This window comes from Aeromonas sp. ASNIH2 (genome assembly GCF_002934795.1).
GTDB lineage: Bacteria > Pseudomonadota > Gammaproteobacteria > Enterobacterales > Aeromonadaceae > Aeromonas > Aeromonas caviae.
This window is the reverse complement of the sequence record NZ_CP026406.1, coordinates 2504291-2519691: the sequence shown is the minus strand read 5'-3', so window position 1 is coordinate 2519691 and position 15401 is coordinate 2504291. Positions and strand designations below refer to the sequence as shown.

Below are 15401 nucleotides of genomic sequence, written 5' to 3'. Positions count from 1 at the left end.
CGTCACTCCTTCTGCGTTTTTCCGAGGCTGATTCCCAGCTTGATGGAGAGAGCGGCGAGCAGCAGCAGCATGGCAATGAGGGAGAAGAAGTTGCTGCCAAGCTCGGGGTACTGCACCTTGACCAGGGCAGAATGGCCGAACACGCCGATAAAGAAGCAGAGCAGGATGCAACTGGGTGTGTTGCCCACCATGGGCTCATGGCGATAGTGCTGATAGAGCTGGCTGGCCGCCAGCAACAGGGCGATGAGGGGGTAGAAGGAGAAGGGGACGACCGACTCCATCAAGGCCGACAGGAAGGCATCGCCACAGATACCGATCAGCAGGGCCAGCACCAGGGGCTTCTTCGGAATCGCGTTCGGTTCATGCATGAGGCTGTCCATCCTTGCGTTATGTGAGAGATTCGTGGCGCTTGCGGTTCTGCACCTCGGCGCCCATGGCGATCATCCGCAACTGGCTGATGGTGCGCTCCGACAGTGCCTTGCACTCTTCCGGAGTCATGTCGAGGGCGTCTGCACCAGCGCTGAAGACAATGGTCACCATGGCCTCGGCCTGGATATAGGCCTCTTCCCGTGGCGCCTGCGTGGTGGCTTCCAGATAATCGGTCAGCTCGGCGATGAAGTGCTGGATCTCCCGGGCCACCGCCTGACGGAACGCAGCCGAGGTGCCGGAGCGCTCGCGCAGCAGCAGCCGGAAGATGTTCGGGTTGTTTTCGACGAATTCCATGAAGGTCTGCACCGAGGTGCTGATGACGCTGCCACCACCGGCAATGCGCTGGCGCGCCTGGCGCATCAGTTGGCGCAGGGTCAGCCCTCCCTCGTCCACCAGCGTCAGCCCCAGCTCTTCCATGTCCCGAAAGTGGCGATAGAAGGAGGTCGGCGCTATGCCCGCCTCTCTGGCCACTTCCCGCAGGCTGAGGTTGGAGAAACTGCGGTTGGCGCAGAGTTGACTGAACGCCGCCTCGATCAGCGTACGCCGGGTTTTTTCTTTTTGTTGCGCGCGAATACCCACGAAAACAGTCACCTTGAGATTAGCGAGGCCAGATGATAACCCGAAGGCGGGGCCGGGATCAGGTTTGTCTCCGACTTTTTTACCATTGACCCGCATTCCAGCTCAATGGAGAATAGTGAACAGCTGTTCGCTGAAAGGAGCCGAGTGAAATGGACCGCCCCCCGATCATCATGACCAACACCCTGTTGTTCGCCCTCTCCGGGCTGACGGCACTGATAGCGGTCCCCTGGTATGGACTGAGCCAGGGCTACGACCTCTGGCAGTGGCTCTGCTTCCTGCTGCTGTTCTGCTATTGCGGCATCTCCATCACCGCCGGCTACCACAGGCTCTGGTCCCACAAGTCCTACAAGGCGCACCCGGCCCTGCAATGGATCTTCGCCATCGGAGGCGCGCTAGCCCTGCAGAACTCGGCGCTGCACTGGTCCTCGGATCATCGCCGCCACCACCGCCACGTGGATGACAACCAGAAGGATCCCTACAGTGCGGGTCGCGGCTTCTGGTACTCCCACATCGGCTGGATGCTGCGGGAATACCAGCGCGATACCTACCACGACTACAGCAATGTGCGCGACCTGCAAAACAACCCCGTGGTCGCCTTCCAGCACAGGCACTATCTCGCCCTGGCCCTGGTCACCAACATCGGCATTCCGCTGCTGCTCGGCCTCTTGCACGGGGATCTGCTCGGCATGATGTTGCTGGCCGGGGTGCTGCGCATGGTGATGACTCATCACACCACCTTCTTCATCAACTCCCTGGCCCACATCTGGGGCAGCCAACCGTTCACGGATCGCAACAGCGCCCGGGACAACGGCATCCTGGCCTTCTTCACCTTTGGCGAGGGCTATCACAACTTCCATCACCTGTTCGAGAACGACTACCGCAACGGCATTCAATGGTGGCAGTTCGACCCCACCAAGTGGCTGATCCGCACCGCCGCCTGGTGCGGGCTCGCCAAAGACCTGAGATCCTGCCCGGAGGAACGCATCGAACAGGCCAGGCTGGAGATGCAACTCAAGCGCGCCCAGGCCAGAGTGCACAAGCAGGACGACAGGGAACGCTGGCAGGCACTGCTGCAGGAGGAGTACGACAAGCTGAGCCTGCAGATCCAGCACTACTATGCCAGCCGCAAGTCACTGCTGGAGCAGCGCAAGCGCACAGCCCTCGCACGCTACGACAGGCTCAGGCTGCAACTGGAGTACCGCACGTTGCGAGACGGTTTCCTCGTTGCCAAGCGCAACTGGAGTCGTCTGCTGGCGGGCCTCGCCTGATCGCCGAGACATCACGCAAAAGACCGCCAGCAGGCGGTCTTTTTGATTGGGCAAGTGGACGGCGGGCATAAAAAAAATGGGGCAACATTCGCATGTCACCCCCTCGCAAATAGCATGTTCCATATTGGGCTCCCGCAACCACGGGGGTCTGTCTGGCATCACGGGTTTCCGCTCCCGATCCGCCTCGCCTGCCGGAGCAATCCGGTTGACCCATTTCCCCTGTTGCCGTCACCCACACGACAGACCAGCCGCCGTGTTTGTCCTTGCACTCGAGATACTACGCAGTTAAATAAAATAAAAAACCGTTCTACACGCACCTCTATGCAGTCGAGGAACCTGGATTGTTACTCCGCTCTTAATATAAATCGATTAAAAACAATACTATACAATCCAGTCCCGTATTTGGATGGCAAACGTTATCCTCGAAGGCGCACAAGGCTTTGCGAGATCTCGCACAAGGCGGATCCCACTCACAACCAACGATGCAAAGGTAACCAATCGCTCAATTGCGCCAGCAGGCGCCGCCATGCAGAGGGGGACGCCACCACCGGGTGCACGGCCTGCTGCAACCAGCCATCGATGAGTTGCTGCAACTCGTCGCACAGCGTCGGGCTATGGAGGTGCAGCATCAACTCGGTGTTGAGCATCAGGGAGCGGGGATCCAGGTTGAAACTGCCGAGCAGCGCCTCCTCCTTCCCCATCAGGATCAGCTTGGCATGCAGACTGAACGCCTCCGTCGTCAGCTCGAACAGGGTGATCCCCTGATGCTCGAGCCAGGGACGGTGACGTCGATAGGCGCCATAGACCAGGGGCACGTCCGTGCTGGCCAGGGAGTTGGTCAGGATCTCGATGTCGACCCCCTGCCGTCGCTGCCCCTTGAGCCGGCGACGCAGCCCCCGAGTCAGGATCAGGTAAGGGCTCACCAACCTCAGGGCCCCCTGATTGCTCGCCAGCATGCGTCCCAGCAGGGGCGCCGTGGTCGGCCGGGCGACCAGCCCCTTGCCGGGGCGATCGAACCAGCACTGCCCTCGCCCGGGATGCCAGCAAAGGGGAACGGGGCACTCATCAAACAGAGTGGCCGGCAGATCATAGGCGGCCGCCATGGCGGGGTCGGTCAGGGTCAGCAGGAAGTCGTTCAGGGCCCGGGTTTCGGCTGGCAGCAAGGGGCGTCTCAACAGGCGACGGACCGGGTGGCTCCAGCGACTGTGCCAGAACAGCGCGAACCCCTGCTCGGCCTGCTGACAGAGGGGGCCGCGGCAGAGCAGATCCAGGTCGATGAAGTGAGGCGACATTCCCAGCCCGAAGTAACGATCACCGATGTTGCGCCCGCCGATCACCGCCTGGCTGCCATCCACCAGCAGCAGCTTGTTGTGCATCCGGTGGTTGATGCGGCGAAAGCTCAGCACCCCTTCCAGCAGCAAGGTAAGGGGACGCCAGCCCCGCAGCCAGAAGGGGTTGAACAGGCGCACCTCGATGCCCGGTTCCGCCGCCACCGCCTCCAGAAAGCGGTTCTCCCCGCCGTAGAGATCGTCGATGAGCAGTTGCACTACCACTCCGCGCCTGGCCGCCCGCACCAGCTCCGCCAGCAGCAGCTTGCCGCTGCCGTCCTCTTCCCAGCTGTAATACTGGGCGAGGATCCGGTGGCGAGCCTGGCGGATCAACTGGCATCGGGCTTTCAGGGCGGCGCCGGGATCGGCGAGCAAGGCAAACTCGGCGGGGATCAAGGGTCATCTCCCTGTCATCTGGTGGTGGCATAACCCAGACAACCGTCCCGATAGCCCAGTGTCAAGGAGCCGATGATGGAACTGCGCGACCACCCCTCCCTCAGTCAGAGACCTCATGCCAGCCAACCGGATCCCACTCTGGCCAGGCTGTTGATGCCCTGGTACCAGCAGCACCGGGATCTGGGCTGGGAGCCCCTTGCGCAGCATCACGAGGATCCCCTCCCCTGCCAGCATTGACAGGCTCAGGGCTGCACCGCCTCGATGGCCTCTGACTTGCCCTCCAGCTGGGGCAGGCTGAAACGGTAGGCCACGTAGTATTTGTAGATGGTGCCAACGTAGTTGATGGGCCCCTGGCCCACATCGTTGGCCACCAGCTGCTCCACATTGCCGAACCAGACGTTCGGATCCAGCCCCTTGTCGGCCGCCTTGGCCTGCAATGCCTGGACACGGTTCGGACCCGCATTGTAGGCGGCCAGGGCGAACAGATGGCGATTGAGCCTGTCCATCCCGGGATCATTGAAGTAGGTGTCCAGGATGAGCCGCATGTAGCGACAGGCCGCCTCCACATTGCCCTCCAGACTGGTGAGTCTGGCGCCTCGGATCCCCACCTCCTTGCCGGTGCTCGGCAGCAATTGCATGATGCCGACGGCCCCCCGGTGAGAGCCGACATTGGGATTGAGCCCCGACTCCTTGTAAGCCAGCGCGGCCAGCATCAGCCAGTCCAGCTGATACTTGTCCGCCTGGGCCTCCAGTACCTTGCGAATGGTCGACAGTCGCCCCAGCGGGTCCGGCGCCAGTATGTTGCTCATGCGGTCGCTCTGCGCCAGCAGGCGGCGCAATGTCATGTCACTGTAGAGGGTCCGCTTGCTCGACTCCGAGATGTAGGCGTTCACCGCCTTGAGCAGCTCCGGGCTGTTGTTGCGCAGGGCCCAGGCGCTTCGCCCCTTGTCCCGCAGCGGAATCAGCCTGTGGGCCTTGAGGCCGCCAATCATGTCGAGCCAGATCCGCCCCTTGAAGCTGTCGGTGACCGTCAGCGGAATGATCCCGGCTGACACCATCTCCAGCAGGTCCCCGTCCTGCAGGTATTCGGGAACCGTCTCGATGTAGACCGGGGGCAACCCCAGCTCCCGAAACAGCCAGTTGAGCTGGTGCAGGCTCTCGAAATAACTGGAGCTGGCTCGCACCCAGATCCGCCGGCCGGACAGCTGGGTGATGCGATTGAAGGCAGGGAGCTCCCGCTGGCTCACCACCCACTCCTCGATGGGGGCGATCAGCGGCTGGGAGAAGGTCACCTGCTCGCGCCGGGTGGGGGTGACCGTCAGGTTGGCGGCCACCAGATCCCCGCGCCCCTCGGCCAGATAGTCCAGCAGCTTGTCCTGGCGCACCGGGATATAAATGATCTTGAGCTTGAGCTTCTCCTTGGCCAGGTAGGTCTGGTTCAACCAGCGCTCGAATCCCTGAAGCTGATTGACCAGGATGCCGTACTGGGCTCCCTTGTCGAAAAAGAAAAACCCCCGCTCATAGACCACCAGGGCCCTGAGCTCTTTTTTTTGCAGGATGTGTTCGAGATCACCGGCCTGGGGCAGCAACTGCGGCTTGAGATCCGCCGCCAGCAGAGGGAGAGAGCAGAGAGCCAGCAGGGCCCAGATCCATCGCCGCATCATGATTTAACCACCTCGCTGTGGGGGCCGGTGCGCACCGTCGGGTCTGTCAGAGAAGGCGCCTGCGCCAAGTCATGGGGCGTCGCGGGATCTTCTGCCGATCGGCGCATGCCGGACGGAAAACGGATCGTCCGTGGGATAACTCACTATACAACGCAAAGGGAGGGAAAAAGCGAGGGGCAGAGCAAGACGGCAGGCAAGCCTGCCGTGTCATCACGATCTCAAAGGGAGCGGGCGCGCATCTCGAAGATCAGCTTCTCGGCGGTGCAGGTGAATTGCAGGCGGGCCTTCAGGAGCACGCCATCCGGGCCCTGGCTCAGCTCGCTGCTGCTTTTGGCGTCGGCAGTGACCTGCTTGGCCAGCGCCTCGTAGGCAGCCAGCTTGGCACGAGCGTCGGCTTCTGCTGCGGCCTCGATCACCAGTTCCATCACATCGTCACCTTCGCCGATGATGGTGCCGATTTCGGCAAAACAGCCACAACTGTCACAGGTCTCGTTCAGTTCCACTTTCTCGTCTACAGACATACGTTCACTCCTACTTATTCCTGATATTGTCATCGTCGCGCAAGGCGTTGCGAAAATCCCTGATGGCAGTGCCCAGATCCTCACCGGCGCCAGCCAGGCGTTTGCTGCCAAACACCACGACGACGACCACGAGCAGGATCAGCAGATGCCAGATATGAATGCCACCCAGTCCCATAGGGAGACTCCTGACTGTTAGATACCTGGAGGTTGTATCAAAAGAAAGCGTATCGATTGTTGGGCAAAATCAAGGCAGGTGCAAGTTGGCGAAAAAATCGCGCAAAAACGGCGACGAGGCGCAAAAAAATACGGCGACCATGGGCCGCCGTATGAGTCGGTGCTACTTGTCCCCTCAACCGCTACATCCTGTACCAGCCGCCACCAAGGCGAGAGACCCGTCGAGCATAGGATCGCCAAGATATGAAAACAAATGGTATATATTCATCTAGGAATTGAAGAGGATTCATATCATGTTGCTGGAACAGCTTGCACGCATAGACCTTAATCTGTTGATAATCCTGCAAGTCTTGCTGGAAGAGCGCAACGGCAGTCGGGCTGCACGCCGTTTGCACCTGAGCCAGTCCGCCGTCAGCAAGGCCCTCGGGCGGTTGCGGGAGACCTTTGACGATCCCCTGTTCGTGCGCTCGGCCTACGGGATGGATCCCACTCCCCGCGCCCTGGATCTCCAGCAGCAACTGCAGCCCATACTGCTCTCCCTGGACAACCTGATCCAGCCGCCGGACTTCGATCCCGCCAGCACGGAGCGGGAGTTCGTCATCGCCAGCATGGACAGCGCCTTCACCCTGTTTGCCCCCCTCTACCTGAGCGAACTGAAGCGTCAGGCCCCTGGCATCCGCCTGCGCTACGAGGAGTGGACCGAACACAGCCTGACCGAGATGAGCCAGGGCCAGGTGGATATCGCCTTCACGGTGCGGGAGAACTGCATCAATTCGGATTTTCGCCTCGACACCCTGCCCAACGCCATCTGCCAGCGGTTGCTCACCATCGACGATCTCACCTGCCTGGTGCAGCGGGATCACCCTGCCTTGCAGGAGCCCGAGTGGGATCTCGCCCGTTACCTCGCCTACCCCCATGTGCAGACCTACTGCGAGGGGCGGGATCGCTGGATGCTGGATCACAAGCTGGCGGAGCAGGATCTCTATCGCCGGATCGAGGCGACCGTGCCCTCCTTCGAGGCGGCCCTGCGCATGGGCATGCACTCGGACATGATAGTGACCCTCTCCCGCCTCTACGCCCGCCACGCCACCCAGGTCTATCCCCTGGTGCCGCTGCCGCTGCCCATCGCCCTGGACAGCATCTCTCACCTGCTCATCTGGCATCAGCGCCACGAGGAGGATCCGGGCCATCGCTGGCTGCGGGAGACCCTGCTCGCCCTCATCATGGGCAAGCTGGAAACCTCGGCGGATGGCCCGGCCGCTGCCGCCTGACGCGCAAAAAAAGCGGGGCTCAAGAAGCCCCGTTTCACGTTGACATCAGCATTCGCCCCGTCAGTTCTGACCCGTCACCGCCAGATAGTGGTGTACCCCGTCCAGCAGCATCTGCACCGAGATCATCACCAGCAGCATGCCCATCAGCCGCTCCACCGCGGTGAGTCCTCGCTCACCCAGCAGCTTGTTGAACAGCTCGTAGAACATCAGGATCACGGCGCTGGCCCCCCAGGCCATCAGCAGGGCCAATGACCAGTCCACCATCCGGGTCGGCTCCTGGTTGGCCAGAAGCAGCAGGGAAGCCAGGATGGAGGGGCCCGCAATCATGGGGATGGCCATGGGCACCAGGAAGGGCTCCTCCCCCGCCGCCAGCCCGGTCACGCCACCGGGGCTCGGGAAGATCATCTTGATGGCGATGAGGAAGAGGATGATGCCCCCCGCGATGCTGACCGCTTCCTGACGCAGGTTGAGGAAGCTCAGGATCTGCTGACCGGCGAACAGGAAGCCCATCATGATCACCAGTGAAAACAACAGCTCCCGCAGCATTACCTTGCGTCGACGCTTGGGGTCGACATGGCGCAGGATGGAGAGGAAGACCGGCAGGTTGCCCAGCGGATCCATGATCAGAAACAGCATGACGGCAGCGGAGAATGTGTCCATAGAGCGCCCGGGCAGAACCTTTCAACAAGAGGGGAAGGAGGGCGAAATATAACAAAGGTGGCGGGATTCGGCGAGCGCCCCACCGCGCTCGCCGCTGACGATCATCCGTGGTTGCAGATCTTGTCGGCGCGGGTCTGGAACCCTGACTCCGAGTCGATGAACTTGCCGCGCCTGGCCAGGAAGTCGATCAGGGCGTCAGCGTCCATCTCGCTGGCGCTGCAGGTGTGGAACCGGGCCTCGGCACCGAAGCGCGAGGCGATCGCCGCCCTGAGGCTGGCCCGGGTAAACGGACTCTCCTGCTCCAGCATCATCTCCATCACTTCGTGACCGTGTATCGATTGGGACATCTCGAACCTCTTTAATCATCATGTCAGATGACAATTAAAGCCCGAAGCCCGGAGAGGGTTCTTGATATAGGCCAACAAAACGCCTTTTTTAACGCCAGCGGGCTGGTCGTGAGCGCCGCTTTGTCGATAATGTGGCAACCTGACGGGGGGATGGCTACACTGTCGCCCCTTTTTGCCACCGCAGACAGAAAATAAGGACATTGGCGTCATGCTGTTCCATGGATTGGTCTTCAAACCCTGGCGGATCTGGACCCGTCGCCCGCTCTGGTTGAAGACCCTGCTCGGCATGCTGACCGGGATAGGTCTGGGGCTCTGCTTCAGCGAGCAGGCCCTGCTGCTCAAGCCCATCGGCGTCCTGTTCGTCAACACCATCCAGATGCTGATGGTGCCCCTCATCTTCTGTTCCGTCCTGGCAGGCCTCACCGCCCTGCTCAAGGGCAAGCGGCTCGACCGCATCGCCGGCAAGGCCATCGGCTTCTATCTCTGCTCCACCACCGTCGCCATCTGCATCGGCCTGATGATGGGCTGGCTGCTGGAACCGGGCATGGGCGCCAACATGGGTCCTTATGAACGGGGCGCCATGGCGCAGCAACCTACCCTGGCCAGCGTGCTGAGCCACCTGGTGCCGCGCAACCCGGTGCAGGCCATGGGCGATGGCAAGATATTGCAGGTGATCGTGTTCGCCGTGGCCCTCGCTCTCGCCCTCAACGCCACCGGACGACGCAGCCGCCCCGCCATCCTGTTCTTTACCTCTCTGGCGGAGGGAATGTTCAAGCTGACCCAGATGGTGATGGCCCTGGCCCCCTATGGCGTCTGCGCCCTGATGGCCTGGATGACCGGCAAGTACGGCGTCAGCCTGCTGTTGCCGCTGCTCAAGGTGATCGGCGCCGTCTACCTCGGCTGCCTGCTCCACGTGCTCGGCGTCTACAGCAGCCTGCTGCTCCTGATGGCGCGCCTCAACCCGTTGCACTACTTCAAGAGCATCGTCGATGCCCAGGCGGTGGCCTTCACCAGCAGTTCAAGCAGCAGCACCCTGCCCATCAGCCTGGCCTGCGCCGAACGCAGGCTCGGGGTCTCCCCCGCCATCACCGCCAAGGTGCTGCCCATCGGCGCCACCATCAACATGGATGGCACCGCCCTCTATCAGGGGGTCACCGCCCTGTTCGTGGCCCAGGCCTTCGGGGTGGATCTGCATCTGGTGGACTACCTGACCCTCATCAGCATCGTCACGCTGGCCAGCATCGGCACGGCGGGCACACCCGGTACCGGGCTGATGCTGCTGACCCTGACCCTCACTGCCGTGGGACTGCCGCTGGAAGGGGTGGCGCTCATCGCCGGCATAGACCGGATCCTCGACATGGCGCGCACCACGGTCAACGTCTCCGGCGACATCCTGGTCTCCGTGCTCATCGCCCGCAGCGAGAAGGAGCTGGATCTCGCCACCTACCACGATGCCCATGCGGGGGATGACATCGACTTCACCCTGCGCTGAGGGCGCAAGGGGCGTTCAATGATCCTGGGGATCGTGATGGCAGCGCCAGCAGATATCGAAGTTGGCGCCGTTCTCCTCTCCGCACTGGCCGCACAGCCAGCCGTTGCCCTGGCGCTGCTGATAACGCTCGATGATCCGGCCCGCCCGCTGACGATCCCGCTCGTTCACCATCAGGGTCACTTGCAGCAGATCCACCGGCAGCTCCCCGAGCGCGCCGGAGAGCCCTTCGCCGCTGAGGCGCACCCTGACTCCCTCTACCTCCAAGGCCCCTTTCAGGGCATGCGCCTCCAGGGAGTGAGAGGCGCGATACAAGTTAATCCACTGATCCATACGTTGTCCTCGAAACCCTTGCCAGTGCCGTCATCACCAGCACTACCATCATTCCAGGGCGAGCATCTTCCGGGAGCGAGATGCCCGATACAGATTCATCCACCGCTCCATACGTTGTCCTCGAAACCCTTGCCAGAGCCGTCATCACCAGCACTACCATCATTCCAGGGCGAGCATCTGCCGGGAGCGAGATGCCCGATACAGATTCATCCACCGCTCCATACGTTGTCCTCGAAACCCTTACAGCAGCTTGTCGATGCCGTAAGCCGGGCCGTTGGCCACCAGAAAATCGATGAATGCCCTCAGCTTGCGCGGCATCAGGCGCCGCTCGGGAAACAGCAGGTAGATGGGTACCCTGGGTTGCTGCCACTCCGGCAGCAAGGAGACCAGCGTCCCGTTCGCCAGCTCATCATGGCACAGCATGGCGGGCAGGGAAGCCAGCCCCAGCCCCGCCTTCGCCGCCTCCCTGGCACAGGTGATGTTGTTGACCTGGAAGCGGGACGGGGGATCCACCAGCACTTCGCGATCATCCAGCTCGAAACACCAGTGCGAGGCGAGGAACCCCGTGCTGACCGCGATCCGCTCGTGATGCACCAGATCGGCGGGCCTCTGGATCACCGGGTGGCGCGCCAGATAGTCCGGGCTGGCACACAGCAGCCGCTCGGTGCTCCAGAGACGCCGCGCCGCCAGGTTGGAGTCGCTCATGTCGCCGACCCGCACGATGGCATCCAGCCCCTCGCTGATGGGATCCACGATGCGGTTGGTCAGCTCCAGCTCCACCTTCATGCCCGGATAGGCTTGCAGGAAGTTCGCCACCAGCCTGCCCACCACCAGCTGTCCCGTCTCGATGGGCACCGCCAGCTTGAGGGTCCCCGTCACCTCCTGCTGGCTGGCACTGAGCATCAGCTCGGCCTGGGCCAGCTCCTCCACCGCCTTGCTGCAGCGTAGATAATATTGTTCACCGGCTTCCGTCAGGGTGAGCTGCCGGGTGGAGCGATAGAGCAACCGCGCGCCGAGACGCTGCTCCAGCTCGGCAATGCGGCGGCTCACCGTCGCCTTGGTCATGCCCAGCTCCTGGGCAGCGGCGGTAAAGGAGCCCTTGTCGACGATACGAACGAGGATTAAGGCAGCATTCAGGTCCATTGTTTCACCAGTGAAACTGTATATCTCATGAATGGATACTAATCGAAACAGTTGCACGATGTTAGCCTGCCCGCCACAGTTCAGGAAAACCAATATCATGAGTCAACACAAGAAGATCCCCCTGCTGGCCGCCCTGGTGCTGGCCCTGCTCGGCCTGTTGTTTGCCGGTTACTGGTATCTGCATGGCCGCTACTTCGAGAGCACCGACAACGCCTACCTGCAAAGCGAGGTGACCGGCATCGGTTCCAAGCTCTCCGGCTACATCAGCGAAGTGCTGGTGACCGACAACCAGGCGGTGAAGGCCGGCCAGCTCATCGCCCGGCTCGACGACCGCGAATACAGGACCAAGGTGGCGGAGGCCGAGGCCGATCTGCACCTCAACCAGGCGACGGCGGATAACCTCGCCGCCACCCGTATCCAGCAGTTGAGCCTCATCCGCCAGGCCGAGGCAAAAGTCAGCTCGGCCAATGCCGAGCAGGTCCGGGCCCAGCAGCAGGTGCGCCGGGTCAGCCAGCTCAATGAGCGTCACTACAGCTCCCAGGACAGCCTGGACGAGGTGCGCGCCGGCTTGCAGGTCAACCAGGCCCAGGCACTGGAGGCCAAAGCCGCCTTGCAGGCCGCCCGCGAGCGGCTGCTGGTGCTGGATGCCGAAGCCAAGCAGAACCAGGCCAGGCTGGCATTGAGCGAGGCCCAGCTCGAACAGGCCAGGCTGGAACTCGGCTACACCGAGCTGCGAGCCCCGGCTGACGGCATCATCGGCAAGCGCAGCCTGCGGGAAGGGCTCTACGTCCAGTCCGGTATGCAGGTGGCCAGCCTGGTGCCCCTGAGCCAGGTGTGGGTCGAGGCCAACTTCAAAGAGACCCAGTTGCAGCACATGCAGCCAGGCCAGAAGGTGGAGGTGATCCTAGATGCCTATCCGGATCAACCGGTCGAGGGGATCATCGACAGCCTCTCTCCGGCCACCGGCGCCAAGTTCGCCCTGCTGCCGCCGGAGAACGCCACCGGCAACTTCACCAAAATCGTGCAGCGGGTACCGGTCAAGATCCGCATCCCGGATCCGGGCGCCCTGGCGGGCAAGCTGCTGCCCGGCCTCTCCACCGAGGTGATCGTCGACACCCGCACCCCTGATCCCGTGGTGGCCGCCCACTGATGGACGCCATACCACGCCGCAACTGGATCGCGGTCATGGGGGGCCTCATCGGCGCCTTCATGGCCATCCTCGACATCCAGATCACCAACGCCTCCCTGAAAGACATTCAGGGGGCACTCTCGGCCACCCTGAGCGAGAGCTCCTGGATCTCCACCTCCTATCTGGTGGCGGAGATGATCGCCATACCGCTGAGCGGCTGGCTGAGCCGGGGACTGAGCGTGCGGCGCTACCTGCTGTGGACCACGGGCGCCTTCATCGTCGCCTCCGTGCTCTGCTCGTTCAGCTGGAACCTCACCAGCATGATCGTCTTTCGGGCGCTGCAGGGCTTTACCGGCGGGGCCCTGATCCCCATGGCCTTCTCCCTCATCGTCAGCCTGCTGCCGCTGCACAAGCGAGCCACCGGCATGGCGCTGTTCGGCCTGTGCGCCACCTTCGCCCCCGCCATCGGCCCGACCCTGGGGGGCTGGCTGACGGAGCAGATGTCCTGGCACTACATCTTCTATCTGAACGTGCCGCCCGGCCTGCTGGTGATGGCCATGCTGGCCCACGGGCTGGACAGGAAGCCGGTGGACTGGGAGGTGATCAAGCGGGTGGATCTCATCGGTATCCTCACCATGGCGGTGGGTCTCGGCCTCCTGGAGGTGGTACTGGAAGAGGGCAACCGGGAAGACTGGTTCGGCTCGAGCTTCATCGTGCGGCTCACCGTCATCTCAGTGGTGGCCCTGGTGTTCTTCGTCATCAGCCAGTTGCTGCGCCGCCACCCCTTGGTCAACCTGCGGCTGCTGCACAACCCGCGCTTCGCCCTGGCCTGCTTCGCCTACCTGGTGCTCGGCATGGGGTTGATGGGCTCCATCTATGTGCTGCCCCTCTACATGACCCAGATCCACAACTACAACGCCCTGGAAATCGGTGAGGTGCTGATGTGGATGGGGTTACCCCAGTTGCTGGTGCTCCCCCTGGTGCCCAAGCTGACCCACAAGATAGATCCGCGCTATCTGGTGAGCTTCGGCTTTCTGGTCTTCGCCATCAGCTGCTTCATGAACGTGAACATGAATGCCGACTACGCCGGGCCCCAGCTGATCCAGTCCCTCATCGTGCGGGCCCTGGGGCAGCCCTTCATCATGGTGCCCCTCTCCCTGGTGGCGACCGCCAGCCTGACGCCGGACGAGATCCCCTCCTCCTCGACCCTGCTCAACGTGCTGCGCAACCTGGGGGGCGCCTTCGGCATCGCCATCATCGCCACCCTTATCGACAACGACACCCGGACTCATGTCAGCCAGATCGGCAGCACCCTGGCCGCCACCAGCATCGAGGGGCAGGCCTATCTGATGCAGCTGGCCCAGACCATGATGGCCCAGGGAGCCGGGCCGGAGCAGGCCCAGTTGCAGGCCCGGGTCATGCTGTCGAACACCATCAGCCGCGAGGCGGCCATCATGGCCTACAACCAGGTGTTCTACGTGATGGGTATCTTCCTGCTCGTCGCCAGCGCCCTGATGCTGCTGCTCAAGCAGCCGGCCCCGAGGGCCCCTGACGCAGAACCGGTCGAGGCGTGAAAGGTGGGGATCACATAGCAAAACGGGCCAGAAGGCCCGTTTTTCATGGCTGTCCGCCGGTCAGCCCGCCAGGGAGGCGGCGATCAGGAACTGTGCCGCAAAGTAGCTGCTCATGATCCAGGCCGTGGCATGGGGGAAGGGGCGGCGGAAGCGGTCCAGTGCCAGCATGCTGTCGGAGAAGAGGAACATCAGCGCCCCCACCAGGGCGGCGGCGCTGCCGGCAGTGAGAGAGGCATGCCAGGCACCGGCGGCCACCCAGGCCATGGCGATGATCACCAGCATGTAGCAGAAGACGGGGATCCTCATCTCGCCGAGCTGGCCCCACAGGAGCCCGAACACCATGCCGGCCACCAACAGCAGCAACAGGCCGTCCACCAGCTTGAGCACCAGGGGCCCCTGGGCGAACCCGACGATGTAGCAGAGGTGCGCGACAAGAAATGCCGCCAGCCCCTGGATGAAACGATCCCGTGGCAGCATCAGCAGCACGTCCCCCGCCAGCGACAGGCAGAGACCGAGCAGGATCCAGGCGTGGGAGCCGTTGTGATCGTCGCCTTGGTAGCCAAACGCCAGGGCGATGATGAACAGCATGGTCAGGGGTTTGCTGATGTAGAACTGACGGGAGTCTGAGCCGTAAGCCGCGCGGATGTGCCACCAGCCCGATGCGATGATCAAGAAACTCAATAACATGCCCTGCTCCTCACCGGCTGCTCACCCTGGGGCGGCAACCTCTTTAGTGCCCGCAAGAGTAGCAAATTCCCCCGGCCAGTGGCAGAGGCTGAAGCAGATGGCACCCTACACCTAAAGTCTAATTGCCCCCATCCCCGCCCTCGGGCATAAGAGACAGCTCTGGAGGATCACCATGGAAGACGCTATGACCAACTACCTGCCCGCTATCGACATCATGATGTGCCATCTTGGCATCAGCTTTGAACAGGCCTGCGAGCAGCTTGGCCTCAGCCCGCAGGAGCAGCAGACCCTCGACCAACTGCAAAAACAGAAGCAGACCCAGTCCAACTGATGCCCTGGACTGATGGCCCGAAGCGGCCGGCATCACAGCCCAGCATAAAAAACGGCGCCCGAAGGCGCCGTTTTTTAT

General features: G+C 62.5%; 18 protein-coding genes. 7 read left to right on the top strand and 11 right to left on the bottom strand.

Features of this window, described 5'->3' with window-relative positions:
* Positions 1 to 2: 2 nt before the first annotated feature.
* The gene (locus C3F36_RS11890) at positions 3 to 368 is read right to left on the bottom strand and encodes a YijD family membrane protein (protein WP_041212194.1); all 366 of its coding nucleotides are present in this window, start codon (positions 366 to 368) and stop codon (positions 3 to 5) included.
* 19 nt (positions 369 to 387) lie between these two features.
* Positions 388 to 1008, bottom strand: coding sequence for an HTH-type transcriptional repressor FabR (fabR, locus tag C3F36_RS11885; protein ID WP_010672598.1), 621 nt, complete (start codon positions 1006 to 1008; stop codon positions 388 to 390).
* Positions 1009 to 1157: 149 nt separating this feature from the next.
* Between fabR and C3F36_RS11880 the strand changes: the two genes are divergently transcribed.
* On the top strand, positions 1158 to 2276 hold the full coding sequence (locus tag C3F36_RS11880) for a fatty acid desaturase (RefSeq protein ID WP_043154420.1): 1119 nt from the start codon (positions 1158 to 1160) through the stop codon (positions 2274 to 2276).
* Positions 2277 to 2746: 470 nt separating this feature from the next.
* On the opposite strand, the gene C3F36_RS11875 is transcribed toward C3F36_RS11880, so the two are convergent.
* Positions 2747 to 4000 carry a phospholipase D-like domain-containing protein gene (locus C3F36_RS11875; RefSeq protein WP_104455116.1) on the bottom strand — a complete coding sequence of 418 codons (1254 nt, stop codon included), beginning with the start codon at positions 3998 to 4000 and terminating at the stop codon, positions 2747 to 2749.
* Positions 4001 to 4072: 72 nt separating this feature from the next.
* On the opposite strand from C3F36_RS11875, the gene C3F36_RS23295 reads away from it, so the two are divergent.
* Positions 4073 to 4237: a hypothetical protein gene (locus tag C3F36_RS23295; protein ID WP_158656103.1), complete on the top strand. Its 165-nt coding sequence runs from the start codon at positions 4073 to 4075 to the stop codon at positions 4235 to 4237.
* Positions 4238 to 4242: 5 nt separating this feature from the next.
* Here C3F36_RS23295 and C3F36_RS11870 read toward each other — a convergent pair whose 3' ends face one another.
* The 3 genes from C3F36_RS11870 to tatA form a co-directional block, all read right to left on the bottom strand.
* Complete coding sequence (locus C3F36_RS11870) at positions 4243 to 5664, bottom strand: lytic transglycosylase F (protein WP_010672594.1); 1422 nt, start codon at positions 5662 to 5664, stop codon at positions 4243 to 4245.
* 218 nt (positions 5665 to 5882) lie between these two features.
* Complete coding sequence (locus tag C3F36_RS11865; RefSeq protein ID WP_104455115.1) at positions 5883 to 6185, bottom strand: YfcZ/YiiS family protein; 303 nt, start codon at positions 6183 to 6185, stop codon at positions 5883 to 5885.
* A 10-nt stretch (positions 6186 to 6195) separates the two neighbouring features.
* Positions 6196 to 6360, bottom strand: a complete 165-nt coding sequence (tatA, locus tag C3F36_RS11860; RefSeq protein WP_010672592.1) for a twin-arginine translocase TatA/TatE family subunit — start codon at positions 6358 to 6360, stop codon at positions 6196 to 6198.
* 292 nt (positions 6361 to 6652) lie between these two features.
* Here tatA and C3F36_RS11855 point away from each other — a divergent pair, with 292 nt between their 5' ends.
* Positions 6653 to 7630 (top strand): LysR substrate-binding domain-containing protein, encoded by a 978-nt coding sequence (locus C3F36_RS11855; protein WP_010672591.1) that lies wholly within the window; start codon positions 6653 to 6655, stop codon positions 7628 to 7630.
* A gap of 60 nt (positions 7631 to 7690) precedes the next feature.
* Here C3F36_RS11855 and C3F36_RS11850 read toward each other — a convergent pair whose 3' ends face one another.
* Positions 7691 to 8290 carry a YhgN family NAAT transporter gene (locus C3F36_RS11850; RefSeq protein WP_010672590.1) on the bottom strand — a complete coding sequence of 200 codons (600 nt, stop codon included), beginning with the start codon at positions 8288 to 8290 and terminating at the stop codon, positions 7691 to 7693.
* Positions 8291 to 8391: 101 nt separating this feature from the next.
* Entirely contained in the window at positions 8392 to 8637 is a 246-nt protein-coding gene (locus C3F36_RS11845) for a YecH family metal-binding protein (RefSeq protein ID WP_039040405.1), read from the bottom strand.
* Between the two features lie 208 nt (positions 8638 to 8845).
* On the opposite strand from C3F36_RS11845, the gene C3F36_RS11840 reads away from it, so the two are divergent.
* The gene (locus tag C3F36_RS11840; RefSeq protein WP_199769574.1) at positions 8846 to 10129 is read left to right on the top strand and encodes a dicarboxylate/amino acid:cation symporter; all 1284 of its coding nucleotides are present in this window, start codon (positions 8846 to 8848) and stop codon (positions 10127 to 10129) included.
* A 15-nt stretch (positions 10130 to 10144) separates the two neighbouring features.
* Here the strand turns inward: C3F36_RS11840 and C3F36_RS11835 are convergent, their stop codons facing one another.
* Positions 10145 to 10459 carry a putative signal transducing protein gene (locus tag C3F36_RS11835; protein WP_010672587.1) on the bottom strand — a complete coding sequence of 105 codons (315 nt, stop codon included), beginning with the start codon at positions 10457 to 10459 and terminating at the stop codon, positions 10145 to 10147.
* Between the two features lie 240 nt (positions 10460 to 10699).
* Complete coding sequence (locus tag C3F36_RS11830; RefSeq protein WP_010672586.1) at positions 10700 to 11602, bottom strand: LysR family transcriptional regulator; 903 nt, start codon at positions 11600 to 11602, stop codon at positions 10700 to 10702.
* 97 nt (positions 11603 to 11699) lie between these two features.
* Here C3F36_RS11830 and C3F36_RS11825 point away from each other — a divergent pair, with 97 nt between their 5' ends.
* Positions 11700 to 12752: an HlyD family secretion protein gene (locus C3F36_RS11825; RefSeq protein WP_039040403.1), complete on the top strand. Its 1053-nt coding sequence runs from the start codon at positions 11700 to 11702 to the stop codon at positions 12750 to 12752.
* Positions 12752 to 14305, top strand: coding sequence for a DHA2 family efflux MFS transporter permease subunit (locus tag C3F36_RS11820; RefSeq protein ID WP_104455113.1), 1554 nt, complete (start codon positions 12752 to 12754; stop codon positions 14303 to 14305). The genes C3F36_RS11825 and C3F36_RS11820 overlap by 1 nt, the downstream gene beginning before the upstream one ends.
* 60 nt (positions 14306 to 14365) lie before the next feature.
* Here the strand turns inward: C3F36_RS11820 and C3F36_RS11815 are convergent, their stop codons facing one another.
* On the bottom strand, positions 14366 to 14992 hold the full coding sequence (locus C3F36_RS11815; RefSeq protein WP_045522987.1) for a lysoplasmalogenase: 627 nt from the start codon (positions 14990 to 14992) through the stop codon (positions 14366 to 14368).
* Positions 14993 to 15164: 172 nt separating this feature from the next.
* On the opposite strand from C3F36_RS11815, the gene C3F36_RS11810 reads away from it, so the two are divergent.
* Positions 15165 to 15323 carry a hypothetical protein gene (locus C3F36_RS11810; RefSeq protein ID WP_005332188.1) on the top strand — a complete coding sequence of 53 codons (159 nt, stop codon included), beginning with the start codon at positions 15165 to 15167 and terminating at the stop codon, positions 15321 to 15323.
* Positions 15324 to 15401 lie beyond the last annotated feature (78 nt).